Annotated in this window: 21 protein-coding genes; 6 read left to right on the forward strand and 15 right to left on the reverse strand. The window is 51.7% G+C overall.

All coding sequences use genetic code 11. The features are described from left to right. The first annotated feature begins 104 nt into the window (after positions 1-104). The gene (dsbG, locus tag B2Z72_RS00305) at positions 105-911 is read left to right on the forward strand and encodes a thiol:disulfide interchange protein DsbG (protein ID WP_296985355.1); all 807 of its coding nucleotides are present in this window, start codon (positions 105-107) and stop codon (positions 909-911) included. Between the two features lie 133 nt (positions 912-1,044). Here dsbG and B2Z72_RS00310 read toward each other — a convergent pair whose 3' ends face one another. The 10 genes from B2Z72_RS00310 to pip form a co-directional block, all read right to left on the reverse strand. After that, entirely contained in the window at positions 1,045-1,602 is a 558-nt protein-coding gene (locus tag B2Z72_RS00310; RefSeq protein WP_296985358.1) for a hypothetical protein, read from the reverse strand. Positions 1,603-1,961: 359 nt separating this feature from the next. Next, positions 1,962-3,773, reverse strand: coding sequence for a GlyGly-CTERM sorting domain-containing protein (locus tag B2Z72_RS00315; RefSeq protein ID WP_296985359.1), 1,812 nt, complete (start codon positions 3,771-3,773; stop codon positions 1,962-1,964). Between the two features lie 435 nt (positions 3,774-4,208). After that, complete coding sequence (locus B2Z72_RS00320; protein WP_296985360.1) at positions 4,209-6,260, reverse strand: GlyGly-CTERM sorting domain-containing protein; 2,052 nt, start codon at positions 6,258-6,260, stop codon at positions 4,209-4,211. Positions 6,261-6,486: 226 nt separating this feature from the next. Further along, positions 6,487-8,394 carry a copper-translocating P-type ATPase gene (locus B2Z72_RS00325; RefSeq protein ID WP_296985361.1) on the reverse strand — a complete coding sequence of 636 codons (1,908 nt, stop codon included), beginning with the start codon at positions 8,392-8,394 and terminating at the stop codon, positions 6,487-6,489. Positions 8,395-8,447: 53 nt separating this feature from the next. Beyond that, the gene (locus tag B2Z72_RS00330; RefSeq protein ID WP_296985362.1) at positions 8,448-8,927 is read right to left on the reverse strand and encodes a heavy-metal-associated domain-containing protein; all 480 of its coding nucleotides are present in this window, start codon (positions 8,925-8,927) and stop codon (positions 8,448-8,450) included. Positions 8,928-9,062: 135 nt separating this feature from the next. Further along, positions 9,063-9,494, reverse strand: coding sequence for a Cu(I)-responsive transcriptional regulator (cueR, locus tag B2Z72_RS00335; RefSeq protein ID WP_296985363.1), 432 nt, complete (start codon positions 9,492-9,494; stop codon positions 9,063-9,065). Positions 9,495-9,564: 70 nt separating this feature from the next. After that, positions 9,565-11,307 (reverse strand): amino acid ABC transporter ATP-binding/permease protein, encoded by a 1,743-nt coding sequence (locus tag B2Z72_RS00340; RefSeq protein WP_296985365.1) that lies wholly within the window; start codon positions 11,305-11,307, stop codon positions 9,565-9,567. A 1-nt stretch (position 11,308) separates the two neighbouring features. Further along, positions 11,309-13,051 carry a thiol reductant ABC exporter subunit CydD gene (gene cydD, locus B2Z72_RS00345; RefSeq protein ID WP_296985368.1) on the reverse strand — a complete coding sequence of 581 codons (1,743 nt, stop codon included), beginning with the start codon at positions 13,049-13,051 and terminating at the stop codon, positions 11,309-11,311. 225 nt (positions 13,052-13,276) lie between these two features. Next, the gene (locus B2Z72_RS00350) at positions 13,277-13,792 is read right to left on the reverse strand and encodes a HugZ family protein (RefSeq protein ID WP_296985369.1); all 516 of its coding nucleotides are present in this window, start codon (positions 13,790-13,792) and stop codon (positions 13,277-13,279) included. Positions 13,793-13,795: 3 nt separating this feature from the next. Beyond that, positions 13,796-14,776: a prolyl aminopeptidase gene (gene pip / locus B2Z72_RS00355; RefSeq protein WP_296985372.1), complete on the reverse strand. Its 981-nt coding sequence runs from the start codon at positions 14,774-14,776 to the stop codon at positions 13,796-13,798. A gap of 127 nt (positions 14,777-14,903) precedes the next feature. On the opposite strand from pip, the gene B2Z72_RS00360 reads away from it, so the two are divergent. From B2Z72_RS00360 to B2Z72_RS00370, 3 genes are all read left to right on the forward strand, one after another. Continuing rightward, positions 14,904-16,580: a hypothetical protein gene (locus B2Z72_RS00360; RefSeq protein WP_296985374.1), complete on the forward strand. Its 1,677-nt coding sequence runs from the start codon at positions 14,904-14,906 to the stop codon at positions 16,578-16,580. Between the two features lie 188 nt (positions 16,581-16,768). Next, the gene (locus tag B2Z72_RS00365; RefSeq protein ID WP_296985376.1) at positions 16,769-17,275 is read left to right on the forward strand and encodes a hypothetical protein; all 507 of its coding nucleotides are present in this window, start codon (positions 16,769-16,771) and stop codon (positions 17,273-17,275) included. A 214-nt stretch (positions 17,276-17,489) separates the two neighbouring features. Then, on the forward strand, positions 17,490-18,149 hold the full coding sequence (locus B2Z72_RS00370) for a hypothetical protein (RefSeq protein WP_296985379.1): 660 nt from the start codon (positions 17,490-17,492) through the stop codon (positions 18,147-18,149). 290 nt (positions 18,150-18,439) lie between these two features. On the opposite strand, the gene fabV is transcribed toward B2Z72_RS00370, so the two are convergent. From fabV to B2Z72_RS00395, 5 genes are all read right to left on the reverse strand, one after another. After that, positions 18,440-19,642 (reverse strand): enoyl-ACP reductase FabV, encoded by a 1,203-nt coding sequence (fabV, locus tag B2Z72_RS00375; RefSeq protein ID WP_296985380.1) that lies wholly within the window; start codon positions 19,640-19,642, stop codon positions 18,440-18,442. Positions 19,643-19,919: 277 nt separating this feature from the next. Continuing rightward, positions 19,920-20,213: a PA4642 family protein gene (locus tag B2Z72_RS00380; RefSeq protein WP_296985381.1), complete on the reverse strand. Its 294-nt coding sequence runs from the start codon at positions 20,211-20,213 to the stop codon at positions 19,920-19,922. A gap of 490 nt (positions 20,214-20,703) precedes the next feature. Next, a complete protein-coding gene (gene trmB, locus B2Z72_RS00385) occupies positions 20,704-21,435 on the reverse strand; it encodes a tRNA (guanosine(46)-N7)-methyltransferase TrmB (protein ID WP_296985463.1) in 732 nt (243 codons plus the stop codon). 87 nt (positions 21,436-21,522) lie between these two features. Continuing rightward, positions 21,523-21,915 (reverse strand): DUF423 domain-containing protein, encoded by a 393-nt coding sequence (locus B2Z72_RS00390; protein WP_296985382.1) that lies wholly within the window; start codon positions 21,913-21,915, stop codon positions 21,523-21,525. A gap of 38 nt (positions 21,916-21,953) precedes the next feature. Further along, positions 21,954-22,457: a hypothetical protein gene (locus B2Z72_RS00395; RefSeq protein WP_296985383.1), complete on the reverse strand. Its 504-nt coding sequence runs from the start codon at positions 22,455-22,457 to the stop codon at positions 21,954-21,956. A 192-nt stretch (positions 22,458-22,649) separates the two neighbouring features. Here B2Z72_RS00395 and ubiD point away from each other — a divergent pair, with 192 nt between their 5' ends. Beyond that, positions 22,650-24,113 carry a 4-hydroxy-3-polyprenylbenzoate decarboxylase gene (gene ubiD, locus B2Z72_RS00400; protein ID WP_296985385.1) on the forward strand — a complete coding sequence of 488 codons (1,464 nt, stop codon included), beginning with the start codon at positions 22,650-22,652 and terminating at the stop codon, positions 24,111-24,113. Next, positions 24,110-25,150, forward strand: a complete 1,041-nt coding sequence (locus B2Z72_RS00405) for a 2Fe-2S iron-sulfur cluster-binding protein (protein WP_296985387.1) — start codon at positions 24,110-24,112, stop codon at positions 25,148-25,150. Before ubiD ends, B2Z72_RS00405 begins: the two co-directional genes overlap by 4 nt. Positions 25,151-25,189: the final 39 nt, after the last annotated feature.

The following is a 25,189-nucleotide window of genomic DNA, read 5'->3' on the forward strand; positions in this document are numbered from 1 at the left end:
AGGATACAAAAAACGGCCAAAGCCGCCGTTACGACGGAACCATACAGGCAGGCTCTTGCCATAAAGCGACCGGCACCCAAACACATGCAACCTTATGGATATTTATGAAAACGTTAGTCAAAACTGAATGGCAAAAGCTGGCGGTGGCCTCCGTTGCCATCATGTCGGCCATCACATCTGTCAGTGTTATGGCAGACGATAAACTACCGGCGCCGGTACAGGCTCTGCAGGCACAGGGCCTCAAAGTCATCGACTCCTTCTCTGCCCCCGGCGGTCTTACTGGCTACGCGGCCAGCGCCAATGGCCGGCCGTTAATTCTGTATGTCACCGCTGACGGTGAACACGCCATCATCGGCACTATGGTCGATAAAGACGGCGAAAACCTCAGTGCTGAGCCTGTGGAAAAGCTGATCATGGGCCCGCAGAACAAAAAAGCCTGGTCACTGCTGGAAAGTGAAAGCGCCTGGGTCGCCGACGGCAGCGACAAAGCCAAACATATTGTCTATATGTTCGATGACCCTGAGTGCCCTTATTGCCACCGCTTCTGGCAGGCAACCCGCTCCTGGGTAGACTCCGGTCAGGTGCAGATCCGCCATGTTCTGGTGGGCGTTATTTCTGCCAAAAGTCCGGATGAGTCCGCTGCAATCCTGGCCGCGAAAGATCCGGCTAAAGCTCTGGCCGATCATATGAACAGCACCAACAGCGGCAAGCCTACACCGCTGGATATCAGCACAGTGACGGATAAAGCCAGACAACAGGTCAGTAAAAATGAAGATCTGATGAGTGCCCTTAACGTCGGGGGCACACCGTCCATTTACTATCCGAAAGCAGACGACAGCATTGGTTTTGTTGGCGGCATGCCACAGCCAGGACAGCTGGCGGAAGTGATGGGCAGCCCGGATTTCAACTGATTAACGCCTGATTAACCCTTTATCCAGGGCTGATACAGAAAGCGCAGCAGAGGCTTCCTCCGCTGCGCTTTTTTCGTTTCCCGCCAGAGTCAGGGGCCCGCATTTATTGATCAGTGGTGGCGGAGAGAAGCCACTACTGATCACTGACCACACGCACATCCTCGACCAGCACCAGCTCACAGGAGCCATCACCGGTATCGTTACGGGTCAGTGAACTGATCCAGCGCCACCCATCCGGCGCATCAGCGCGGATCAGCTGACCGCTCAACTCAATCAAATCGCCCTCACGGATATCATTCAGACGATCGGCTATCAACTGATTGGCCGGAACCATGTGCATATTGGCGCTGTGCGTTTGCACGCTGCGCAGCGGAATCGGTAACTGCTGTGCCCGCCAGCGATACCAGCGCCCGGATTGGCTGATGTCGAAAGCTGCTATTACCTCTGGGTCTGCCATCGGCCCCCAGCCTAAAGCCAGATCCATTGGCGACAGATCGGCTTCGCGGCCAAACGTATAATCCTTACGGCCAAGCACCCGGGCAGATATTTCAAACTGCTCCTGTAAGGGTGTAATGCGATATTCACCAATACTCAGCTGGCCGCCAGTATCCCGCACATCATCAACCGACGGCGATGATTGCAGCCACCAGACCACGGCAATCACTATCACGACCAGAATAAGATTTTTCATTATCTGCTTCCCGCCCACATAATCGTAGTTGCATAAACATCGCACCCATTTAACGGGAGAGTAGCACTGCACAGAAAGTCGTGGAACAGAATGCCGTCTGACACACTGAGAATTGATATACGGAATCAGAATCCGCCTGGTGATTTAAAAGCCCAATGACGACCGAAGAAACCCGAATCCCCGGCAATCCCGAACACGTCCAGGTAACAGACGACAGGCAATAAAAAGGACAGATCACTCTGTCCTTTAACTAACGGCTTTCAGCCTGTACTTAGCCTTGGTCTGGCTTATAGCTTTTCTGTTATACAGGCCTTATCAGAGTCATTCATAAAGCCACCCTGATGAGGGTGGCATTATTATCAGGCTGCTTTTTTACGTACACCCGCCAGTGGCAGTAAAACCAGACTCAGCCAGAACAGACTGCCGCCGGAGTGAGACGAGTGGCCGGAAGCCTGCTCATCAGGTTGCTGACTGTCATCACTGTCGGGGTTCTGATCTTCTGCCGGTTGCTCTTCCAATGAATCAGTCTGAGGTGGCGTATAATATTGATAAGCTTTTGTGGTCTCAAATAAATCATATAGTGACGATTCCTTATACCAATACAAATACTTATCCTGAATACTGACAAGAACCCCATTTTTTTCTGCTGCGATCAAGGAAAATGATGAAAAATCACTGGTCGAAATTACCAGATCTGGGTAAGAAACGCCTGAGATGTCATACAACCGGATATTCAGATAGAACATATCGCCCACTGAAACGACATCAGTTAAGTAAGCATACTGAGAGATATCACTACCAATAAAATCAGCAAGAAGATCATTTGTGTTCTTTGACTGCCAACTCATTCCATCATCGTCTGAATATACGATGTCAGCTCCAGGATAATTTCCCCAAAGTACTACATAGTTTTGATTTTTTTCAATTGAACTCAACGAGTAGTCAAACTGGACAGGTGTCAAACTCCAACGCCAATCAGATCCAGTAGATGTAGTTCCGTACCAATATGAATTATTCCCGCTATTGTCATTCCCCGATATTATTACTTCTACCGAATCATCTTTATCCTGAAATGCAGAGACTCCGGCATAATTACCTCCGGTGTTAAGAATGGATTCTGGTAAATCTGTGAGTGGATTCCAGTTTGCTTCTGCTGAACTTCGGACGGATATTATGCCACCTTGCTGAATACCACAGGAGAGTGATACTCCATTATCAAGGGTAAAATATTCAATAAATCGGGGATATACATTCTGCGGTATATCTTCCATTTCCTGCCAATTAACCAGATCTTCCGACTCATATCCCCGATTTCCATGCCCAAGCATTAAATACTTATTCCGCAACTCATCATACTTAAAGCTGTCATAGATATTACTAGTGATCGGTCTTTGAATAGGGCCAATCCAGGATTCAGGATTCTCGGTATAGTAATAAGAATCATATGTCAGAATAAAAAATCGATCATTGAGATAGTAAAAATCACCTGTAACAGGTGTATTACCTATGATATTAAAACCATTTTCATCAAGTTTAATAATATTACCTTCACCGTCATGGCCGCTGTCGACAAGATAGTAGACCGCTTCATTGGTATTGATGCCTTGCCTACCCAAAGCAGTATCCAACTCCTCAGTATCCCAATGCGCTGCATCAATACCCGGTGCTATCAGCTGGTGACTCTGTAGATTTTCAAGATAGCTAAATGGCTTAAAAGAATCGTCTAAGTCAGCATCTTTAAATCCAAGACTGGTGAATATCAACTGATCATCTGATTCAGGAGTAAACGCAAATTCAACAGAGCTTCTGTTTGTTGCAGCATAATGTCTTTCGGAATCTTCGTAGCAATGCCACTCATATCCTGTCAATGGTAAAGCTGTTGTTAGTTCAGCACTATCGAAACTTTCGGCAACTGATATGAATTCAATATCAGTATCTTCATACAAATCGTGAGATGTTCCACTGAAAGAGACCGAGAGTTCTCCTGAGAAGCCAGATGGCAGAGCGATACATCCTGACAACATCAGTTCATTAGCTTGATCTCCGGACTCCATTGTTCTTACAACAGAGGCCTGTCCCTCTGGATTCTGTATAACGGTTCGCTGCCCGTCATAAAATTTATAGCCTGAAAAGGTCGCCAGGCTGGTCATAAGCAGTAAATTCAGACTCATGTATTTCCCCAATGCTATAAACCGCCTCGATGGGCGGCAAAAATTAAAACGCGGGGATTTTACCAGCGGTAAAAATACTTAAAACGACTTAATTGAAGTTTACTGGCAACTTATTGACATAACTTACAATAGAGAAATCATGGGTGAAACGATGCGTCAGACAATTACTTTTGTTGTCACATACAAAACATCAGTACAACTTAAATATGTATAATAAAAATCAATTAACATCAGAATAACAACAATCAGTATATGCCCATAAAGAAATACATGTCAGCAATCTGTTTTAAGCAGACATGAATGATTCAGTAAACAGAAATCAAAGTATAAGAAAGGTCTGGGCCGATACGAATGAACAAGTGTTGATGCATATAAAAAGAGCAGCTTTAGCTGCTCTTCGGAATTCCTGATTCTGTGGTTCTGACGCTTCAGCGTTCATGCGCTCTTACGACGCAGCCCAGCCAATGGCAACAGTATCAGACTCAGCCAGAACAGACTGCCGCCGGACTTAGAAGAACCATTGAGCACCTTTTCAGCCGGTTCAACATCTGGATTATTAACGGGGTCATTAACCGGGTCCTGATTGACAGGAGATTCTTCTTCATTTTCCGAATTATCTTCTGCAGGTGTTTCTGTTTCCACAACCTGAGGAACGTAACGATAAATATCCGTGGTATTTCCGTTCACACGGTCCTGCTGCACAAACAGATAAACACCATCTGCCTGCTGCGCATACAGGCTGTCACGACGATAAACAGATACGACATTGAAAGATTCAAAATCGGTTGTGGCAACCACCATACCCTGCAGAAAATTCATCATGCCATACATTGATGAACCAATACTCAACAAATAAACCCCATCCCGATACATCATGCCCTGTACGGCAATATCAATATCGTCCGGATACGGAATCAGCTGCTCTTCAATTACATCCGTATTTACGCTGTTCCAGTTCAGTCCGTTGTCTTCCGTCCAGATGATGGTTGATTCGCTAGCGGAATTCCAGACAACGGTTTTATCAGTGCTGAGCACCATGTTATTCAGATAAATCTCCTCTGCTGGCAGAGGGATCTGATTCCAGGTCCAGTCAGCCCCATCGTCGCTGGTGCCAATAAAAAAGGCCGGGGAAGACCCGAGGTCAAGACCTGTGACTAACAGCCGGAGTTGTCCATCCTCTCCCATCGCACTGGCGATAACATTAAAACCACCTGAAATTTCAGGAAGATCGCTCACCGCCTGCCAGGATGCAGTTGAGGAGGCACGATAGATCAGTGGGAAATTATTCGTGCTGGCGTATGCCACAGCAGCATCATTGGCGAAAAAATACAGGGGGTAGTCATCCGGGTTCATAGCAGGATGAATCAGCTCTTCACTTTCCCAGTTCAACAGATCGGCGGAAACATAGCCCAGTGCGTCACCGGATTCATCATCATAACCATAAGCGACATAAACATTACGGGCAGTGTCAAAGTGAATTTTCCGGATCTGGCCAGCCACACTGACGGCATCACTCCAGACGGTCAGATCGGCTGAGTAACGGATATCCGTGTGCATCTCAGGCGAGTATTCTGTACTAACGCTGACAAACATATTATTGATAAAGAATATGGCATCCACTACAGGTGCATTCGCCAGCGTGGTTACACCGTTTTCATCCAACCGATAAAATTCTGCCGATTCACCCGATGCACTTTGTTTGCTCTGTAGCAGGTACAATCCGTTTTCAGTGGCTAAATGCAGATAATTATCTGAATTAAGACCCTGACTGACCAGTTCCCAGTGGCCGGCGTCAGATTCATCCGCGATTAACTGGTGACTTGCCAGACTATATAAATAATAGAAGGCTTCTGGTCCAGGTGATGGAGGTTCACTGTTGCCAAATGCGGTAAACACCATCAGATTATCCCGATCCGGAATAATGCTATAGGTAAATACCCCATCAGTATCCGACGTATAGTTTCTGGAAATATCGACATAACACGTCCATTCGTAGCCACCAATAGGTAAAGCCAGTTCTATACTGCCAGTCTTTTCTGACGATTCAGGTGGCACAACTAAAAATTCAGTCTGCCCGGTTGCTTCATCTTCGTAAGTACCTTCACCAAAAACTGAGATCTGTCCGGAAAAGTCTTCTGGTAAGGCCACACACCCTACCATAGCCGCTGACATCGATCCGGGTGCACCTGACATATAAGCCTGACGCTGAATTTCTGTCGCGCTTTCAAGGTCAGTCAAATAGGTTCTGTCACCGCCATCGACATAGCAGCCGCTCAACACGGACGCACCTAAAATTAGTGATAATTTTCTCGCCATAAATCCCCCAGCAAATGTAAAACCTGGTATCAGGTTGTTTTTATTTGTAAGCAGGGAATTTAACAAAATGAATATGACATCAGTGAGATTTAATTCTGCAGACGTTAAAAAATATTCAGTAAATACGACATCTATAATTAACGCTGACAAATTAAGTAACGTCGCTGACAAGGAGTGTCAGAATGTTGCTATTTTCGACTCCATAAAAAATTCAGAAAAAATTAAATTTTTGAATATCAGGCCCAAAGTAGCATTGCCATACGCGGCAATACACAAATGATAATTCCGCGTAGTTATTTATATAGAAATCATTTCAGTCAAAGCCAATGAGCTGATTCAGTAACTTTTTTAGTTATTCTGTTATCAGTCACTCTTTCATCAGTCATTGGCTTTATGTTCAGGCCCGGCGCAGGCGCAATGCATTACCCAAAACAAACACGCTGGACATCGCCATAGCAGCAGCAGCGATCATGGGCGACAGCAGGATGCCAAAGAAGGGATAAAGCACACCGGCGGCCAGTGGAATCAAAAGTACGTTATAGCCAAATGCCCAGAACAGGTTCTGCTGAATATTACGTAATACGGCATGACTCAGAGCCTGGGCGCGTGGAACTGAACTCAGGTCGGCATTCATCAACACCACGTCAGCGGCTTCTATGGCCACGTCAGTACCTGAACCAACGGCAATCCCCACATCGGCGTCAGCCAGTGCCGGGGCGTCATTCAGACCATCACCAACAAATGCCACTGCTCCATAGCGTTCGCGTAACGCCTGCAGCGCATTCACCTTGCCGTCCGGTAATACGCCAGCAACAACCTCATCAATACCCAGCTGACGCGCAATCGCATCGGCAGTGCGCTGGTTATCACCGGTAATCATCGCGGTTTTAATGCCCTGCTGGCGCAAGGTACGGATTGCTTGTGCGGCGCTGTCACGCACGGGATCAGCCACGGCAATAATGGCCGCCAGCTGATGGTCGATAACAACAAACAGGCGGGTCTTTCCTTCTGCCGCCAGTGCATCAGACACTTGCTGAACAGCAGATGTATCGATATCCAGACTGCTCAGTAAGGCATCACCCCCAATGGCTATCTGATGCCCTTCGACATTTGCCTGCAGGCCGATACCGGCTTTTACCTGCACATCCGAGGCGCTGCACAGAGGCAGTTTTTTATCGTCTGCAGCCTGCACAATGGCGCCCGCCAACGGGTGTTCCGACTGACGTTCAGCCGCTGCGGCCCAGCGCAGCAGATTATCCTGTGAATAATTTCCCTGGGGCAGGATATCGGTAACAACAGGTTTACCCAGCGTCAGCGTACCGGTTTTATCAAAGGCGATGACTTTGCTGTTGTTCAGAGTCTGCAGTGCCTGACCTTTATGAAATAAAATACCCAGCTCCGCACCGCGTCCGGTGCCGACCATGATCGAGGTTGGCGTTGCCAGCCCCATGGCGCAGGGACAGGCAATAATCAGTACCGCAACGGCGTTAATTAACGCGAAGCTGATGCCCTGATCAGGCCCGGATACCAGCCAGACAATAAAGGTCAGTATTGCCGCCGCCATCACCGCCGGGACAAAAATTCCGGTCACTTTATCCACAGCCGACTGGATCGGCAGCTTGGCCGCCTGCGCCTGTTCGACCATCTGAATAATCTGTGCCAGACGGGTTTCTTTTCCGGTATGAGTGACTTCTGTGGTTAATACGCCATGGCCGTTTACTGTGCCGCCGGTCACGTCCATACCAGTGGATTTAACCACCGGCACAGGCTCGCCAGTCAGCATAGACTCATCCACTGAGGATTCGCCTTCGGTCACAATGCCATCTGCCGCAATACGTTCACCCGGGCGGATGATTAAGCGGTCGCCACGGCGCAACTGATCGACATTAATGTCCTCTGTGCTTCCATCTAAGGTTAAACGCCGGGCGGTTTTTACCTGCAGTCCGATCAGATGCTGTACCGCAGCGCCGGTGCGCCCTTTGGCTCTGGCTTCAAGATAACGGCCAAGCAGAATCAGTGTGACGATCACCGCAGCCGCTTCAAAATACAGATGGCGGCTGTTTTCCGGTAACAGATTTCCGGCAAAGACCACTACAGTGGAATATCCCCAGGCAGCCAGACTGCCCAGCGCCACCAGCGAATTCATTTCCGGTGCACGGCGCAGCAATGCGGGAATACCGATGGCAAAAAAACGCCGCCCCGGAAACATCAGCACAACGGATGTCAGCACAAACTGAATCAGGCCGTTAACGGTTTCCCCCAGGGTATTCTGAATCCAGTTATGCAGACCCATGTGCGAGCCCATAGACAAGACAAATACCGGGAGCGTCAGTATGACTGCCAGCCAAAAATCCTTTTTCAGCTGGCGCTGTTCTTTCCCCGGCGTTCGCTGTCATCCTCCTTGTCTTCGCTTAACGGCGTCGCCTCATAGCCGGCGTCTTCCACGGCAGCGATTAACTGAGCGTTATCCACATTGCCGCTCAACGCTTCGATAAAGGCTTTCTCTGCCGCCAGGTTGACGCTCACGCTGACCACTCCCGGCAGTTTTTTCAGTGCTTTCTCCGTGTGGTTAACACAGGATGCGCAATGCATACCGGTGACGCGCAGTTCGAATTTTTCGGTTGGCACGCCATAACCGGCGTCCACAACCGCCTGCTGCAACACGCTGGCCTCAATGCCGGAATCTGTGGTGATATCGGCTTTTTCGCTGGCCAGATTGACACTCACCTGCTGCACCCCGGCGACCTTGTTAAGCGCTTTTTCGACCCGGCCAACACAGGATGCACAGTGCATATCAGTTACCGGCATTTGCAGATGCACAGTATTGTCAGAGCTCATGGCAAACCTCCTTATCCATTCTTTGTTAATGGATTAAGGATAAAGCTTACCACCATGGGAAGGTCAACAAGAGGAAGGGCAAAAAGAGGAAGGGCAAAAAGAGGAAGGTCAACAAGGGAAAGGAAAAGCAGTGTATCAGCAGGTTGAACAGCCCTTATCCTTGCCGTAGATACCTGGCTCCGGCGTCGACAGATGATCAAGGATGGAGCACTGCGGGCAGTCATCGCCGCTGCAGGCGCTGATCATGGATTGCAGTGTCTGCTGCATCGACCGGAGTTCGGCAATTTTATTTTCCACTTCCTGCAGATGCTGCTGTGCCAACGTTTTTACTTCGCGCGCACTGCGCTGTGGATCATCCCACAGGTTGAGCAGGTTGCGGATTTCATCAATGGAAAAGCCCAGCATCCGGCAACGGCGGATAAAACCCAGCCGGGCAATATCCTGCTCGCCATATTGGCGGTAGCCGGAATCCGTTCGCGCCGCTTCCGGCAGCAGGCCAGTGGCTTCATAGTGGCGGATCATTTTGGCGGTTACCCCCGCCTGTTTCGCTGCTTCACCAATGTTCATATCAGCTCCCACTGTCCGACTAAGAATTGGAATGCACTGGATGCACTGCAATGAAGTGAACTGCAGTGAATCAGATCCGGTCCAGTTCCAGCACCTGCTGCCCATCCAGAATCAAACCACGATCGTGAGTATTGGCAACCACCAGCTTATGCTGCCAGTGCTCTGCCAGGCGGGCAAAAATACGCCGCGCCAGGGCCGCGTCCATGCCTGCAGCCGGTTCATCCAACAGAATAATCTGCGGATTCATCAGAATAATGCGCGCCAGCCCCAGCCGTTTGCATTCACCACCGGACGGCTGCCATTCGCCATCACCGAGCCAGGTATCCAGCCCCTGAGGCAGATTCTCTGCCCACTGATCCAGTTCCACCAGCGCCAGCGCCGCCATTAAGGCAGCGTCGCTGTGACTGTGATTCAGACAAAGGTTATCGCGCAGCGGCGCTTTAATAATATCAATACGCTGTGGCATCAGGGCCAAAGGCTGCCCTGCTGTGCTATCCGATATGCTATCCGAAGCGCGATTTGCAGACTGATCAGCACTCTCCGGAATAAAACCCACCGGAATAAAACCCACCTGAATAACACCGGAATTGGCCTGCAACTGACCCGACAGCAAAGCAATCAACGTACTTTTGCCGCGACCACTGGCACCACAGATCCAGTGCCAGCCACTCTGATGTTCATTGCCTTCCTGCTTTGAGCCAAAGCGATAACTGAAATCAGCGAACACCGGCTGCGGCTGAGTCGGGTAGCGGTAAGTTAAATTATCCACAACCAATTGCGGCTGCTCTGCCTGAATAAACTGACAGCTGTCCTGCTTATCCGCCTCAGCGGACTGTTCACCGGCCTGTGGATTTATCTCCTGTAAACGCACCAGCGCCTGCATGCCCAAACGGTAAGAGGCCATCACCGGGCTGGCATTAATCAGCACTTCGCCAACCCCCAGCGACAACAGCAGCAGCATAAACACGTTGGCCCCGGCCAGCTCACCCGCACCGTAAGCAACAAAGCCCTGCCAGAACACCAGCAGTGTCATGGCAATCAGACACAGCTGAGCGATTAACAAAATGCCCTGCTGTTTATCCACCGAGGCATTTTCCTGTTCGTCCCCGGCCCGGGCAATCGCGGTCAGCTGTTCGCCGCTGCTTTGCAGACGACCATGCAGCGCCAGCGTGCGCATATTGCTTAACAGCGAGCTGGATTCACGCCACTGCTCTGTGCGCAGCTGATGGACGTTATCCTGAGTCTGCAGAACCTGACGGCTGTACAGCACCGGCATCACCACTGCCGCCAGCAACAGCGGCACAATGGCCCAAACCAGCGTCTGAGGCAACACCAGTGCCAGTGTCAGCAGGTAGCCCAGCACCACCGCCAGCGAAACCGCAGCCGGCAATATCGCCGACAGATAAATCGACTCAATATATTGGATATCCTGCATTAACCGGCTGGAGGATTCATGCCGGTTGAGCTGAGTTTCCTGCCATGGACGACGGGCGATAAAACGGAATAAATCGGCCCGCAGATGGGAAATAATGCGGAACGTCGCTTCATGGCTGGTAATGCGTTCGCCATAGCGACCTAAGGTGCGCGATATGGAAAAGCCACGCACCATGGCACCGGGCGTAAAGAAATTAAATTCCAGTGCTGCCAGCGAACTTAACGCTCCGGCCAACGCCGCCGCACTGATAAACCAGCCGGATACCGCCAGCAGAGCGATACCGGAAAAGGCTGTTAACACCGCCAGAAAAATCCCCAGCAGGGCCATTTTTTTCTGTTGCGATAACAGCTTAAAATAATGTTGTTTAAGAGGATTCATATTATTGCTCCCCCTCACTGGATTCTGCGCTGTGCCGGCTCAGCGTGATTTCACCATCGAAGAAATTCTGCTCAGCCAAACGATGGCTGGCCATGATCAGCATGCCACCCTGCTGCGCGTAATGGTTGAGACGTTCGATAAAAGCCGCTGCCGTATCTTCATCCAGGTTGGCTGTCGGTTCATCCAGCAGTAACAATGCCGGCTTGTGCAGGAACACCCGCGCCAGCGCGATACGCTGAGCCTGACCGCCGGATAAATAGCCGCCGCTGTCACTGATCATGTAGTCCAGACTACGTGGCAGAGATTTCACCAGCTCGTCTATCTGAGCTTCTTTTAACGCCGCGTACAGTTGCTCGTCAGTGAATGATTGCCCCAGCGTCAGATTATCGCGGATACTGGCAAACAGCAGTTCCGGCTTCTGCGACATATAGCCGATCTGGGCAAACCAGCCGCTGCACTGAAACACAGTCTGGGCGGTACCATTGATGCAAATTTCGCCATGAGCGGGCAAACGCAGGCCAGCCAGGGTATCCAGCAAGGTGGTTTTGCCCGACCCCGAAGGGCCGTTCAGCAACAGGCGCTCCCCCGCATTCAGCGTAAAACTCACTGGCGCATGCACTGCATGCTGCGCGTCACCACTCTGCAGGTTATCCACACTCAGTTGCTGCAAACCAGGAATATCAGCAGTAGCTTGTTGTGGGTTGTGTTGTAAGTGCTGCTGATAGCAGGCATCCAGTTTCATTAAATGCTCAGCCACGCTCACCGCATCGGAGCGATCGTGATACAGCGCCCCCATTTTACGCAGCGGTTTATAAAACTCCGGCGCCAGCATCAGCAGGAAAACACCATGGAATAATGCATAACCTTCGGCATAACTGCCGAAGCTGTATTTATCGAGAAAGAACAGCCCCAGATAGACAGCAATAATGGCCACACTGATGGCGCTGAAAAACTCCAGCAAAGTGCCGGATAAAAACGATAAACGCAGCACGCTCATAGTGGAGGCACGGTAGCTTTCCGACTGCTCAAACAGGCGGTCACCTTCCTGCTCTGTGGTGCCTGCCAGCTGCAGCGCCTGCAGGTTTTTCAGCCGGTCAGCCAGTAAGTCGCCAAGACGGTTCAGCTGTTCAATATTTGCGCGGCTGGCATCGGCGGCTTTAAAGCCCACCAGAATCATAAAAATCGGTACCAGTGGCGCAGTAAAAATAAAAATCAGCGGCACCAGCCAGCTATAAAAAGCCGAGGCAATAATGATCGCCAGCGGCATCAGAACGGCGAGATTTTTCTGCGGAATAAAATCGGCAAAATAACCGCGTTGCTTGTCGATTTCTGTGGTCAGCAGGTTGCTGACTTCCGCCGGATTAAACTGCGGGAATAATCGGATATTCAGCCCAAAGCACCGTTGCAGAGCGTATTCACGCAAGGCAGCGCGAATTTTAGTACTGCCGCGGTTACCGATCCGTCCCTGTACCCAGGCAGCGATTTCACGCACCACCAGCACGACCGCCAGCGCCAGCCATTCATCGCTGGCAGGCAGAATATGGTCATCCAGATATACCGCGCTATTCAGATAACGGGCAACCAGAAAGGCCAGGGCAATGGTCATTGCCACCTGTACCAGCCCGAGCAGAGTGGAAATACTGTTCTCAGTACGGGCGTGACGGCCAAAATATTTCAGCAGTTCCGTGGCTTTGGCAAACTGCGGCGTAGCATCCTGCTCACGCACTGACGCGTTCTCGGTCAAAACTTCGGCCTCCGGCTCAGGTGTCGGTTGGGTTAGCTGAATATCGGTCTGGGCTGTTTTGCTAGGTAGTTACTGTGTATGACCACCGGTCGTACACCTGTGCGGCATCTGTTCAGCAGCGCAGATTATAGCCGCACAGATACTAGCAGAAGGCCGGAACGACCGGCACCCGCTGCGACCATTCGCCTCTGTACAGAACCCGGGGAAGTAAAGGCTGCAGCCGGGTCAGCGCCGGCTGATATGACGGATATCCTGCAGACCGTCACCGCTCAGCTCGTACGCTTTACCAAAGCCTGCGGTATAGCTGCCGCTGTGGGCTGTTAATTCCATCAGGTGAAAGTCGTTGAGTGTGCGCAGCAAAGGCATCATCTTGGGGAATTTGATTTCCATCTGATTGAGCGTTTCTGTCCATTCAGCCGTTTCCCGCGCCACCTCAGCAGCCGTGATCTGTACGCTGGCGCGCTGGCGGGCAAAGATGTTGTTGCTGTTACTTTCGTCTTCGATAAACAACAGGCTGGCGCTTTTATTACGCAGCAGGTTGCGTGTGTGCAACGCCAGTTCAGAGACGAAAATATAGTATTTGCCATCACGTACCAGCACAGGTGCATAGCTGGCTTCCGGCACTGGGGTATCGCCTTCATCATTGATGGTTGCCAGCATCACGCTGTCGAAAGACGCCACAAAAGCGTGAAACTCACGCAGCGCCTGCTTCAGTAATTTTGGGTCGTTCTGATCGGCCATGAGTTACTCCGCAAATTTATCTGTTGCCCGGATCAGCTGATCCAGAATGCCAGGCTCAGACATGGCGTGTCCGGCGGCTTCAATAATATGTAATTCGGTATCCGGCCAGGCTTTGGCCAGATTCCACGCGTATTTCAGCGGGCACGGCATATCAAAACGGCCATGCACAATCACCCCGGGAATCCCTTTTAATTTGTGCGCATCACGCTGCAGCTGACCTTCGTCCATCCAGCCGGCGTTCATAAAGAAGTGATTTTCGATACGGGCAAAGGCCAGCGCGAACTGATCGCCGCCAAAGTCATCGACCATGGCTTCATCCGGCAGCAGTGTCACTGTGCCGCCTTCCCACTGGCTCCAGGCTTTGGCGCAGGCCAGCTTCTCAGCTTCGTTATCACCGGTTAAACGCTTATGGTAAGCGGCCATCATATGGCAGCGCTCATTCTCCGGAATAGGGGCAATAAAACGTTCCCATTTTTCCGGATGCATTTCCGACACACCGAACTGGTAGTACCAGTTAAGCTCCGCCTGGGTCAGAGTATAAATACCGCGCAGTACCAGTTCGGTGACCCGTTCAGGATGGGTTTCCGCATACGCCAGTGACAGCGTCGAACCCCAGCTGCCGCCAAACACCAGCCATTTTTCAATGCCGCACATCTCACGCAGGCGCTCGATATCATCCACCAGATGCCAGGTGGTATTGGCCTCTAAGCAGGCATGAGGTGTGGAGCGCCCGCAACCGCGCTGATCGAACAACAGCACATCGTATTTTGCCGGATCAAATACGCGCCGGTGCGATTCGTTACAACCACCACCCGGGCCACCGTGTAAAAACACCGCCGGCTTGGCGCCGGGAGTACCAACACGTTCCCAATAAATCTGATGGCCATCACCCACATCCAGCATGCCGGAAGCGTAGGGTTCGATGGGCGGGAAGTAGGTGCGCAGGTCGTCAGCGACGTCTGATGTATGAGTTGTGTTGGACACAGCATTCTCCGGGAAATGTTATAGATCTTTTATCTATGAACACTCTTTCATTAATAAAACAATCATCTTAATGGATGTAGCATTGGCGCCGATGTAACTGAGCATGCCATGCCATAGGGATAATGCCATGAAAATTACTCAATCTCAGGTTCAGCTCAGCGGCCGTCAACAGGATACTCTGTTGTCAGCCTTTTTCACCGGTCAGTCCGTACGCGTGACCTCCGGTCAGTCCGGTGGCAACGGGGCATCGTCTGCCGAAGCCGGCATTCAGCTGTCATTAAGCCGCCGCATTCATGAACAACAACAGGTCACGCACAGCAGTCAGGTGACTGACAATAACGGTACTGTGCAGAATTACGCTTCACAGTTGATCAGCGAGCGCCTGCTGGAACTCACCGACCAAACGCGCCTCAGCGTGTTCGCCGTTAACCCCAGAGGAAGCAGCATGGGGCTGGGAATTGAAGTCGAAGTGCAGAGCATTTTCAAACTGGAAGAAAGCTCAGCATTAAATTTCGAAGCCCTTGGTCAGGTCACCACCGAAGACGGCCGCCAGATCGATTTTATGATGGCGCTGGAGTTCAGCCGCAACACGCAGGTGGAGCAGACCAACAGCTTCCGCGGCCAGCTCAACCTGATCGACCCGCTGATGATTAATCTTAACGGCGGCGCAGTGGAGTTAACCAATCAGTATTTCAGTTTTGATCTTGATGCTGATGGACACAATGACCAGGTCGCGCAGACCGCCGCCGGCAGTGGTTATCTGGTATTTGATAGAAACGGCAATGGCGAAATTGACGACGGCAGTGAAATGTTCGGCCCGCAAAGCGGCTACGGTTTCGACGAGCTGGCGCAGTACGATGACGATGGCAACGGCTGGATTGACGAAAACGATGCCATTTTCAGCCAGCTCGGTGTGATGCAGTTTAACGAAGACGGCTCATACGTTCAGTCGGCGACAGAAGCAGGACTGGGCGCCCTGTACCTCGGCTCGGTTGGTTCTGAGTATGAAATTCTGAATGACGATGGCGATGTTCAGGGTGTGATTAAAGGCAGTGGTGTCGCGCTCAGCGAAAGTGGTAATACGCTGTTACTGCAGGAAGTGCATCTGCAAAAATTCCCGCAGCTTAGCGATCCTTTTTATGACAGCGCCAGAGATTTTACCGGCACAGATTTCAGCGCCGTTATTCCAACGGAAAATAATGACGGCGCTGAAGGCATCCGGATTGAATCGGCGCTCAGCTTTTTCCAGTTTGATAACACCTTGTTAAACAGCCGCAATGCTGAGACTCACGCCAGCCTCAAGCGCGAAGATGACCCGACCTCCGACGCAGCTATTATGCGCGCCACCGAGGAGGAAACAGCCGAAGTTCTGGCACGGCTGCGTGCGCAACAGCAGCTGCCAACAGCCTCCGCAGACCAGACGCTCTGGAATCAGGTCACTCATAACCAGGAAGGCAGGCAGCAGAACCTGCAAAGCCAATCGCCTTCAACAAACAGCCAGCCAGACAATTCACAGCGCACAAAGCTGCGCGACTGGGTCATTAATGTGATGCAGAACACCGCACTATTACAGCAACGCGATAACAAGCCTGAATTTGTTATGCGCCAAATGCCGGAGGAAGTTAAACCCCGTTCGTTTAATCTCAGTGACGAAATTGGCGCGCAGAATAAAACTGAGAAAAATAAACTCTCTGATTTACGCGCCGCAATTGAAGAGCTGAAACAGATGCGCCTGCAGCAGCAACAGGGTGAAAAGCATCTGGGCGTATACCGCGCGATAGGACGCATGAATTGGCAAGGCTGAAACACAGAAAATAGTCAGAGCGGCAGTTTTATGCCGCCAGTGAGCGAAGCGGCAAAACAGGCGGACATTATTGTCCGCTTATTTGGTACTTATATCTGACCTTCCGGCCGCTATGCACAGCTGGCACTTTTCCTGCGTTTACCTGAACAATTGCCATTCTTCAGGGCTACTGAACAGGGAGAATACCAATGTTTAATCCAGCCAATACCCCACTGCCACATGAAAGCAGTCTGGCGCGCCTGCCTGCGACGGAGAAGCGCACAACCAACACCACGTCCGGTACCGATGGCGAACCCGGTGGTAACTTCGCTGCTCTGTTGACCACAGAACGCCAGGCGCTGAATCAGGTGCCGGCGGTTGCCGCTGCCACCGATGTCCGCCAACAGACGATGCAATCAGACACTGCTGCTGATAAGCAGTCGCAAAACCCAGTGGCTACTGAACAGGCAGTCACGGGGGAAACTGCTTCGGAAAAATTTCAGGCGTATATGAATAAAAGCGATGCAGAAAAAATCCGTGAATCCATGCTGCAGGAAATGGATTTAACCGAAGAGGAATTCCGTACATTACCGCCGGAAGAGCAGGAAGTCATTAACCGTGAAATTATGGAACGATTAAAGGAGCAGGCCGGTATGAGCAGAACAGGTCCCAATATCGCTGCAACCAGCATAGTGAATCTGATCCAGTTGACCTGACAATTGTTCAGACATTCAGTTTACCCGCTTGTGTGGCGTTTGCGGCAAGCTTCTTTTTCTGCCGGGAGGTTCACCAGCGGCGCATTTTATCTGCCGGCTTTGTGCGCGTGCAGGTTTTTTACCCTGAACAGCACGCAACGGATTTACACCAGCCCCGGGGTTACGTAGGCTCGCTGTTCTTTTGCACCAGTCTCTGCATATAAGGATGTATGTTATGCGCAACGGAAATATCCACCGCCCTTGTTACCGGGTCATCCCGCCGTTTAATTCCTCAATGCTGCAGCCGCTGAAGTCTCTGTTGCGCACCGCCCTGGTTTCGCTCGCGGGTGCTACCGTACTGACCGCCTGTTCGGAACCATCCACCACGGAACCATCCGCCACTACAGCCAGCGCATCCGTTGAGAAGAACGCGGTGTCTGTACCGGCGCAACTGGCGTTTGCGCCACAGTTTCGGCTGGCGCTAGCCGACACCGGCTTTAACGCGCCCACGGTATTTAATTCCGGCGAGCTGGCGGTTAAAAACAGCGACGGTCGCTGGCTGGCAGGCTCAGCTGTTACCCATACGCTTGAGTCTTTGCCGACCAGTTTCGATTTACACAACTATCCGCTGCTGTTGCTCAGCGAGCATCCACAGGACGAACTGACCAGTGAGCTGAGCAGCGATCTGCAGGAACGTTTTCTGGCATCACGCACAGAAGCCGGAATCAGCTACGACCTCAGCAGCCTGCGCATTGATCAACTGCCCGCCAGTGGCACACCACAGCGCATTATTTACAGCGCCTGCCGCGATCAGGCCTGCCTGGGGTTTGTGGTAAAACCAGCGCTCGCCGATGTCATTCTTATGCTGCACGCCTCAGGTCTGGAGCAGCCGTAATTTATTCAGTTACTTAGTGCTATTCAGTAACTCCCGCATTAACTCCTGTCGGCAACAGCAGGGGCATACAGCGGCGATCGATGTGTTTTAAGCGATGTTTTTTAACGGCACAGGTATGCAAAAGATATCCGGACGACACCGGACATAAGATCACAAGTGCCGCCGCCCTTAACCAGATGTAAAAAGAATAAAAAGAAGCAGACATAAAGAAGCCCCGCCTGAAACATCGGTTCAGAGCGGGGCTTTTTTGTTTGGGCAGTCCCTGCCCGGAGCCTTCTGTTACAGAAGCCTCAGATATCGATTACATCAAACGGCACAACCGGATTCACATCGGCATCGTAATCCACACCGGCAACGCCGAAGCCAAACAGTTTCAGGAATTCATCTTTGTATTCCTGATAGTCGGTCAGTTCGCGCAGGTTGTCGTTGGTCAGGGTTGGCCACAGAGCTTTACAGTGTTCCTGTACGTCTTCACGCAGTTCCCAGTCATCCAGACGCAGACGGTTTTCGCCGTCCACTTCTGCAGCCTGACCGTCTTCACGGTACAGACGCTCACGGAACATACGGTTGATCTGTTCGATACAGCCTTCATGAATACCCAGCTCGCGCATTTTCTTGAACGCCATGGCGATGTACAGCGGCATCACAGGGATGGCTGAACTGGCCTGGGTCACAACGCTCTTCAGCACAGCGACGTTAGCGCTGCCATTGAGTGCTTTCATCTGGGCATCAATTGCATGTGCAGCACGGTCGAGGTCTTTTTTCGCTTCGCCTAATGCACCGTTCCAGTAGATAGGCCAGGTAATTTCAGTACCGATGTAAGAGTAAGCAACGGTTTTGCAGCCTTCGGCCAGCACACCGGCTTCGGCCAGAGCAGACATCCACAGTTCCCAGTCCTGACCGCCCATTACAGTAACAGTGTCAGCGATTTCCTGCTCGGTTGCAGGCTCGACTTCGGCTTCAAACAGCACGTCTTTGTTGGTGTCCACGGCGGTGGCTTTATACACCTCACCGATTGGCTTCAGTGCGGAACGCACCACTTCGCCAGTGTCCGGCAGTTTACGGACCGGAGAGGCCAGCGAGTAAACCACCATATCCACCTGACCGAGATCGTCTTTGATCAGTTCGATGGTTTTGGCTTTGGCTTCGTGACTGAAGGCATCGCCGTTCAGGCTTTTCGCGTACAGACCGGCTTCATGGGCCAGCTGATCAAAAGCAGCTGAGTTGTGCCAGCCCGCAGTACCGGCTTTCTTTTCAGTGGCTGGTTTTTCGAAGAACACGCCGATGGTCGCCGCACCAGAGCCGAACGCCGCAGTGATGCGGGATGCCAGGCCATAACCACTGGAAGAACCAATCACCAGAACCTTTTTCGGGCCGTTGGCAACTTCACCCTGCTTTTGGGTGATCTCAATCTGTTCTTTAACATTGGCTTCGCAGCCGGTCGGATGCGTGGTGGTACAGATAAATCCACGGATTTTAGGCGTGATGATCATTGCGGGTATCCTTCGGTGTCAGGGCGTCATCTGGATGGCAGTGCGCAGCACAGGACGATACCCATGCCGTCAGGCCAGCGTATTGGCCTATGTTAGCCGCCATCAATGACAGTTTTTCAACAATGGCGTCAGCTTATAGCAGTCAACTCTGGTCGGGAAGTTTAAACAACTGTGACCATTGGGCATGATTTCAACAGAGCACGACGGTGCAGTGCATGGCGGGAGGTAATGGCGGCAGCGGAGCACCCGCTGCCGTCAACATCAGTCAGAACGCGCCTCAGGCTGCGCCGGCACTCTTCAGTGCTTCTGCGTATTCAACACCTTTGCTGTGCGAAGCAATGGTCTGCAGCAGGGTAACGCCATCAGCGTTTTTAGCGTTCAGGTCGTGACCTTCTTTTTTGAACAGTTCGACGTAATCGGCGAACGTTTCCGGCACCATGTGGCGGTAAGCACGGATCGCGGCGATGTAATCGGCGTCGCTGCCGTCGTAGCTGTTGGCGCTCAGGAATTCGCGCAGCATGTCTTCAGTCCACTCGCCGCCGAATACTTTTTCTTTGTCTTTCTTCTGCATAATTCTGTACCTGTTAACTGTGCTTCTGTTCATTCTGCCCGGTCTCGTTGGCAGTGTAATGGATGCCTTCTTCACCTTGCGTGGTGGGCAGAGCCCACCCTACAAATCGCTGTTTCTTTCTGCTGAATTTTATTGATTTGGTGCGCAGTGCGCACTCTACCTGCTACCCAATTGGTGCTCCATGCGCACCATACATGTAATTTGGATCATAATCGCGTTACCGAGGCAGACTATGCGCGGCAAATGCCAGTGAGAAAGCGGAGTGTATAAGCCATAGATACTCGCTTCGCTCGCCCTTCGGGCCGCCCGTTCAGGTGTTCTAACCAATTGGTGCTCCATGCGCACCAAACCTGCAATTTGGATCATGATCGCGTTGCCGAGGCAGGCTATGCGCGGCAAATGCCAGTGAGAAAGCGGAGTGTATAAGCCATACATGAGCATTTCGAACTGGCATTTAACAAAGCAGAGGCAACGCAGGTAGCGATCCGCGTTAGCTTATCTTTTTAAACATCATATCCCACACCCCGTGACCTTTATTCGTTCCGCGGTTTTCAAACTTAGTCAGCGGACGATGTTCCGGGCGTGGTACGCAGTTACCTCTGCCGGCGATGTTTTCATAGCCTTCTTCGGCATCCATCACTTCCAGCATATGCTCCATATAGTTTTCCCAGTCGGTGGCCATATGGAAAATGCCGCCGGGTTTTAAAATACGGCGCAGGGTCTGGGCGAATTCGCTCTGCACGATACGGCGCTTGTGGTGCTTTTTCTTGTGCCAGGGATCGGGGAAGAACAGCTGTACGGTATCGATGCTGTTATCCGGAATCAGCTTCAGCACTTCGATGGCATCGTCTTTATAAGTACGCAGGTTGGTGACACCCGCTTCCTCTGCCAGATTCAGCAGCGAGCCAACGCCAGGCAGGTGCACTTCGACACCAATAAAATCTTTCTCCGGTGCAGCTTTGGCCATCTGCACCAGCGAGGTGCCCATGCCGTAACCGATTTCCAGTACCACATGGCCATCACGTCCGAAGACGTCAACCGGATTGATTGGCCCCTGTTCCAGGGTTAAACCCATCACCGGCCACTGACGTTCAAGTCCGCCCTGCTGACCTTTGGTTAAGCGCCCGGCGCGGATAACAAAGCTTTTAATGCCACGGCGATATTGTGGTTTGTCGCTGCTTTCTTCCGGCGCCTGATCATCTGTTGTCAGGTCGTCAGTCATGGACGCATCGGTCTGCTGTTCAGTCTGTGCGTCTTCGCTGTCAGGCAATTGCCCATTTGTTTTTTCGTCTGCCACGTATCGGCCCTGTTATTCAGAATCTTGTGTTTTCAGTTTGCTGGCCGCTACCAGCAGTAATGCCCAGCCGGCCAGCCAGCTGACGCCACCGAACGGAGTGATAATGCCCAGCGGGCGAATCCCCGTCAGCGTCATGGCGTACAGACTGCCACAGAACAGAATCATGCCCACCAGCATCAGGTTAGCAGACCAGCTCAGCCAGCGGTTTCCCGGCATCACTTTCAGCCATACAGCCAGTGCCAGCAGCACAGCAGAATGCACCAGATGATAAAGCACCGCGGTGTGGTACACCGTCATTATGGCGTCATCCAGCACACCTTTCAGTCCGTGCGCTCCGAACGCGCCCAGTGCCACCGCACTGAAACCGGCAACGGCGGCGGCATTGAGAGTCGATTTTGCGTTCATGGGGTATTCCCGGCCAGTTAAATCAGGCCGGGAGTATATCAGGAAGGTGTATTACTGACAGGTTCACACTGTTGAACGAACCCTTCTGGCAGGCTGTTGCGGTAGCGCTGAACGAACTCAGGCCAGCTGGCAGCCGGAGCGTAAGGCAAATGAATACCCGATCCATCCTCAAACCAGTAAAAACCCTGCAGGTAATAACACGCGGTGGCTATCGCTTCAGAATCCGCTTTCCACAGCTGTACAACCTTGTCCGGCGAGGTAACGAATACTTTCATATAGTCATGAAACAGAGCTTCAGATAACGATGCGTAATTCTGCTGTCGCAGGTCACCGGCCAGAAATACGAAGCGACTGATATCGTTAATTCCGGCATTTGAGTCTGACGCTTTTGCCAGCAGATCCAGATAGAGGCTTTCCTGCTGTTTCAGCTGCTGCAGGGAATCATCCTGATCTTCTGTCACTGGCGAATTGCTGGTTGTCGCACAGCCGGTGACGGTCAAAACACATAAGAAGAAGATAACCGCTGCGGGACTTACTTTCATACGACACTGTCCCTTATCTGCACCACATGTAAGCTGGATTTCATACATACGGCAAATCTCTTTATTGTCAGCATAACCATATTCACAGAATGGTTAAAATTCTGAAGTTCAGGTCTGTAAATATCAGTGTTCTGAAGGCTCCATCTCAGTTTTCAGGTATCATACGCACAAATATTCAGACCCGAGTGGCCGATGAAATACGCCGACCTACGCGACTTCCTGAAAGTCCTGGAAAAACGGGGTGAGCTGAAACGCATCACCCAGGAAATCGATCCGCATCTGGAGATGACGGAAATAGCCGACCGTGTGCTGCGAGCCAAAGGCCCGGCCCTGCTGTTTGAAAACCCGAAAGGTTACGATATGCCGGTACTGGCCAACCTGTTCGGTACACCGGAGCGCGTTGCTCTGGGCATGGGTGAAGAGTCCGTTGATGCCCTGCGCGAAGTCGGTAAACTGCTGGCCTTCCTGAAGGAACCTGAGCCACCCAAAGGCATGAAAGACGCCTGGGAAAAGCTGCCAATCTTCAAGAAAGTTATGACCATGGGGCCGAAGGAAATCCGTAAGGCCCATTGTCAGGAAGTGGTTATCGAAGGTGATAATGTCGATCTGGGCAAAATCCCGGTGATGAAATGCTGGCCCGGTGATGCCGCCCCGCTGATTACCTGGCCATTGGTGATTACCAAAGGGCCACACAAAGACCGTCATAATCTGGGAATTTACCGCCAGCAGGTAATCGGCAAAAACAAAGTAATTATGCGCTGGCTGAGCCATCGTGGTGGCGCACTGGATTTTCTCGAGTGGCAGAAGGCCCACCCGGGCGAACCTTTCCCGGTAACGGTTGCTCTGGGCGCTGACCCGGCAACGATTTTAGGCGCGGTTACACCGGTGCCGGATACCTTGAGCGAATACGCCTTCGCCGGTCTGCTGCGTGACAGCAAAACCGAGCTGGTAAAAAGTATCGGCAATGATCTGCTGGTTCCGGCCTCCGCCGAGATCGTGCTGGAAGGTGTGATTCATCCCGGTGAGATGGCGGATGAAGGCCCTTACGGAGACCACACCGGCTATTACAACGAAGTGGATCAGTTCCCGGTATTTACCGTGGAGCGTATTACGCACCGCAAAGACCCGATTTATCACAGCACCTATACGGGCCGTCCACCGGATGAACCTGCGGTATTGGGCGTGGCGCTGAACGAAGTGTTTGTGCCGATTCTGCAGAAGCAGTTTCCGGAAATCGTCGACTTCTATTTACCGCCGGAAGGCTGTTCCTACCGCATGGCCGTAGTCAGCATGAAGAAGCAGTATGCCGGTCACGCCAAGCGCGTAATGATGGGTGTGTGGTCGTTTTTACGCCAGTTTATGTACACCAAGTTTGTTATCGTGGTCGACGACGACGTGAATACCCGTAACTGGGAAGACGTGATCTGGGCGATTACCACGCGTATGGACCCGGCACGCGATACCACGCTGATCGAGAACACCCCGATTGATTATCTGGATTTCGCTTCGCCGGTATCCGGGCTGGGTTCCAAGATGGGGATGGACGCCACCAACAAATGGCCGGGGGAAACCGAGCGTGAATGGGGCACGCCGATTGTGAAAGATCCGGCGGTAACCGCGCGGATCGACGAACTCTGGGATGAGCTGGGGCTTTGAGCGCCGATACTCATCTGGTCACCTTTCAGCCCTCCGGCACCGTTATCCGCTGCCGCAGCGATCAGACCATCGCTGATGCAGCGGAACAGCAGGGCGTAGCCATCGCCATTGGCTGTGATAACGGTGTTTGTGAAATCTGTCGGGGCGAATACTTAGATGGTGAGTTCCGTTTCCGTAATTCACTGGGCGAGCATCTGTTTAATCAGGATAATCAGATTCTTTGCTGTGTCGCTCACCCTCAAACCGATGCCGAGATTTTTATGTCCGATGTACACCCTCCTTACCACAAACCAGAAGTCTCTCTGGCCTGCCAGATCAGCGCGGTTGAAGCCCTGCCGGGCAATGTTTACCGCGTAGAGCTGCTGGCACCGGCCGGGAAAAAAGCAGACTTCTGGCCGGGGCAGTACCTGCTGTTAAACGTGCAGACAAAGGATGGCGAAAAGAAACTGCCTTACTCGATTGCCAGCGCACCGGGCACTCTGACCGGTGATGATGCGCGCCGCATTGAACTGCACATAGCCGCCGGCAGCGAAACCTCAGATCAGGTGATCGCCTTTCTGAAGAGTGCATCCACCGTTGGTATCACCCTGCCATTCGGTGATTGTCTGGTGCACCCGGATTTCCTGGACGCCAACAAAGAACCGTTACTGCTGGTTGCTGCCGGTACCGGTTTTTCCCAGATCAAAAGTCTGGTGGAAGGCATACTGGCGGTTGAGCCGGAACGCGAACTGCATATTTACTGGTCAAACCGTGAAGCAGATGGATTCTATCTGGCCGATCTTCCGATAGAATGGGCACGTCAGTACAGCAATCTGCGTTATCACCCGATTATCGAAACGCAGAGCGAAGGCTGGGAAGGCCGTGCCGGCTGGATCTATCAGGTGATTCATGAAGATTTCACAGATCTGAGTCATGTTCGTATGTTCGCCTGTGGTTCGCCGAACATGGTGTACGGTACGCTGGATCAGCTGGAACCTTTAGGGCTGACAATCGACCAAATGCATTCGGACGTTTTTGCTTACGCACCAAGACCGTGATTTTCTGCACACAGTACGCGCAGCCAACATTTTGATTAA

The organism is Thalassolituus sp. UBA6592 (assembly GCF_002433655.1).
Lineage (GTDB): Bacteria > Pseudomonadota > Gammaproteobacteria > Pseudomonadales > Oceanobacteraceae > Venatoribacter.

What these genes read in the sequence shown, in the direction of transcription:
- dsbG (WP_296985355.1), top strand. Translation starts at nt 105, where the DNA reads ATGAAAACGTTAGTCAAAACTGAATGGCAAAAGCTGGCGGTGGCCTCC.
- B2Z72_RS00310 (WP_296985358.1), bottom strand. Translation starts at nt 1,602, where the DNA reads ATGAAAAATCTTATTCTGGTCGTGATAGTGATTGCCGTGGTCTGGTGG.
- B2Z72_RS00315 (WP_296985359.1), bottom strand. Translation starts at nt 3,773, where the DNA reads ATGAGTCTGAATTTACTGCTTATGACCAGCCTGGCGACCTTTTCAGGC.
- B2Z72_RS00325 (WP_296985361.1), bottom strand. Translation starts at nt 8,394, where the DNA reads ATGGGCTCGCACATGGGTCTGCATAACTGGATTCAGAATACCCTGGGG.
- B2Z72_RS00330 (WP_296985362.1), bottom strand. Translation starts at nt 8,927, where the DNA reads ATGAGCTCTGACAATACTGTGCATCTGCAAATGCCGGTAACTGATATG.
- cueR (WP_296985363.1), bottom strand. Translation starts at nt 9,494, where the DNA reads ATGAACATTGGTGAAGCAGCGAAACAGGCGGGGGTAACCGCCAAAATG.
- B2Z72_RS00340 (WP_296985365.1), bottom strand. Translation starts at nt 11,307, where the DNA reads ATGAATCCTCTTAAACAACATTATTTTAAGCTGTTATCGCAACAGAAA.
- B2Z72_RS00350 (WP_296985369.1), bottom strand. Translation starts at nt 13,792, where the DNA reads ATGGCCGATCAGAACGACCCAAAATTACTGAAGCAGGCGCTGCGTGAG.
- B2Z72_RS00360 (WP_296985374.1), top strand. Translation starts at nt 14,904, where the DNA reads ATGAAAATTACTCAATCTCAGGTTCAGCTCAGCGGCCGTCAACAGGAT.
- B2Z72_RS00365 (WP_296985376.1), top strand. Translation starts at nt 16,769, where the DNA reads ATGTTTAATCCAGCCAATACCCCACTGCCACATGAAAGCAGTCTGGCG.
- B2Z72_RS00370 (WP_296985379.1), top strand. Translation starts at nt 17,490, where the DNA reads ATGCGCAACGGAAATATCCACCGCCCTTGTTACCGGGTCATCCCGCCG.
- fabV (WP_296985380.1), bottom strand. Translation starts at nt 19,642, where the DNA reads ATGATCATCACGCCTAAAATCCGTGGATTTATCTGTACCACCACGCAT.
- B2Z72_RS00380 (WP_296985381.1), bottom strand. Translation starts at nt 20,213, where the DNA reads ATGCAGAAGAAAGACAAAGAAAAAGTATTCGGCGGCGAGTGGACTGAA.
- trmB (WP_296985463.1), bottom strand. Translation starts at nt 21,435, where the DNA reads ATGACTGACGACCTGACAACAGATGATCAGGCGCCGGAAGAAAGCAGC.
- B2Z72_RS00390 (WP_296985382.1), bottom strand. Translation starts at nt 21,915, where the DNA reads ATGAACGCAAAATCGACTCTCAATGCCGCCGCCGTTGCCGGTTTCAGT.
- B2Z72_RS00395 (WP_296985383.1), bottom strand. Translation starts at nt 22,457, where the DNA reads ATGAAAGTAAGTCCCGCAGCGGTTATCTTCTTCTTATGTGTTTTGACC.
- ubiD (WP_296985385.1), top strand. Translation starts at nt 22,650, where the DNA reads ATGAAATACGCCGACCTACGCGACTTCCTGAAAGTCCTGGAAAAACGG.